Source organism: Mycobacterium sp. (genome assembly GCF_035499775.1).
Lineage (GTDB): Bacteria > Actinomycetota > Actinomycetes > Mycobacteriales > Mycobacteriaceae > Mycobacterium.
On sequence record NZ_DATJYB010000528.1, the window covers coordinates 1 to 2075 of the forward strand.

A 2075-nucleotide genomic window follows, 5' to 3' on the forward strand; every position below is an offset into this window, starting at 1 on the left:
TCACCACCAGCGCGTTCATGCGCGCCAAACTCGGCGACGCGCTCGAATCACGCGGCGTCGCGCCGCACATCTACGAATCAGAAGACGAGGCCGCAGGCGCCGTGCGCACCACGTTGGCGCGCGAGGAGTAACGGAGATCCCGCCGGCGCGGCGACATCCGGGCACCGCCAGGCGACCCGGCCGCATTACGTTTCCGAGGACGTGCTCGAACAGGAGGGCTTGGCATGACGACAACAGTCACAGCGCTGGCGCAGGACATCGGGCTCGCCCGGGAGACCGACTACTACTTGATGAAGGACCAGCTGACCGAGGACGAGCTGGGGCTGCTGTACAAGGTGCGGCAGTTTGCCGAAGCCGAGATACTGCCGGTCGCCGGCTCGTACTGGGAGCGGGACGAGTTCCCGTTCGAGCTGGTGCCCAAGCTCGCCGGGCTGAACATCGTCGGCGACACCATGGCGGGCTACGGCACCACGCCGATGTCAGCCGTCGGCGCGGGATTGGTGATGTATGAGATCAGCCGGGTCGACGGCAGCCTCGGGACGTTCCTGGGCGTCCACGTGGGGCTGGCGATGCAGTCGATCTACCTGCTCGGCTCCGAGGAGCAGAAGCAGCGCTGGCTGCCGCCGATGGCCAGGATGGACAAGATCGGGGCGTTCGCGCTCACCGAGCCCGAGCACGGATCCGACTCAGTCGCCTTGGAGACCACCGCCCGGCGCGACGGCAATGAGTGGGTGCTCAACGGCCGCAAGCGCTGGATCGGCAACGCCGTGTGGTGCGACGTGATCGTCGTCTACGCCCGGGATATCCAAGACGGGCAGGTCAAGGCGTTCGTGGTGGAAAAGGACAACCCCGGTTACGCCGCGTCCAAGATCACCGGCAAGGTCGCGCTGCGGATGGTGCAGAACGCGGACATCACGCTCACTGACTGCCGCGTCTCCGACGATGCCCGGCTGGCGAACTGCAACTCCTTCGCCGACGTCGCCCGGGTGCTCAAGGGCACCAGGAACACCGTGTCCTGGGCCTCGGCCGGACACGGGGTCGCCGCCTACGACATCGCCCTGACCTACGCTCAGCGGCGGACCCAGTTCGGCCGGCCGATCGCGAAGAACCAGCTGATCCAGTCGATGCTCGTCGAGATGCTCGGCGAGGTCACCGCCATGCAGCTCTACTGCATCCGGCTTGGGCGGCTGATCGACGACGGCAAGCTGAACGACACGATGGCCTCCCTGGCCAAGTACTTCTGCACGGTCAAGGGCCGTCACGTCTGCCGGATGGCCCGCGACATCCTCGGCGGCAACGGGATCCTGCTTGATTTCCACGTGATGCGCCACATGTGCGACATGGAGGCACTTCTCACCTACGAGGGCACCGCGGAGATCCAGACGCTCCTCGTCGGCCGCGACATCACCGGGCAGAGCGCCTTCACCTGATCCGATCCGCTTCAGGCCAAGCCGTCGGCCGGCTCGGGTAGCCTGCGCAGCGCCTCCAAAGCGACAAGTAGCTCCCCGCACGATCTGGGGTCTTGCAGCAAGCGGCCGGTCTGACGCTCGATGCGGTGCAGGCGGTGGCGCACCGTGTTGGGGTGGCAGTACAGCCGCTTCCCGGCCTCGATCGCCGAGCCCCGGGCCGCGAAGTAGGTTCCCAGCGTGTCCAGCAGCATCTCACGCTCGTCCGAGGGAATCTGCAGCAGCGGGCCCAGCACTCGCTCCGCGATCCGGTAGGACGTCGCCGGGGAACTCGCCACGAGCACCGCCAGCGGGGCGTCGTCGAAGACGCACACCTCGACGCTGCCCGGCACGCAGCTGGCCAGCGCGACCCGGGCCAGGTGCAGCGCCTGCGGGGTCTTCTCCAGGCCGCTATATGCCGGGCTCACCCCGATCCGGGCCGTCGCGGCCGACCGCAGCATCCTGGCGACCGGCTCGACCGTTTCCGGTGAGCGCAGCGACACGATGCCCACCTGCAGGTCCGGGAGAAGCCGCCACGCTGAACCGATGTCCCGTGCTCGCAGCCGGTTCTCGATGTTCGGCAGCGGCTGCCGGGCCAGCGCCGTCGTCTCGGCGGCCACCACTGCGAAT

The 2075-nt window shown here is 67.9% G+C and carries 2 protein-coding genes; one reads left to right on the forward strand and one right to left on the reverse strand.

What is annotated here, in order from left to right; all coding sequences use genetic code 11:
* The first annotated feature begins 224 nt into the window (after window positions 1–224).
* Window positions 225–1430: an acyl-CoA dehydrogenase family protein gene (locus VML93_RS32300; protein WP_325616949.1), complete on the forward strand. Its 1206-nt coding sequence runs from the start codon at window positions 225–227 to the stop codon at window positions 1428–1430.
* A gap of 11 nt (window positions 1431–1441) precedes the next feature.
* On the opposite strand, the gene VML93_RS32305 is transcribed toward VML93_RS32300, so the two are convergent.
* Window positions 1442–2075: helix-turn-helix domain-containing protein (locus VML93_RS32305; RefSeq protein ID WP_325616951.1), on the reverse strand; the 634-nt coding region annotated here is incomplete at its 5' end.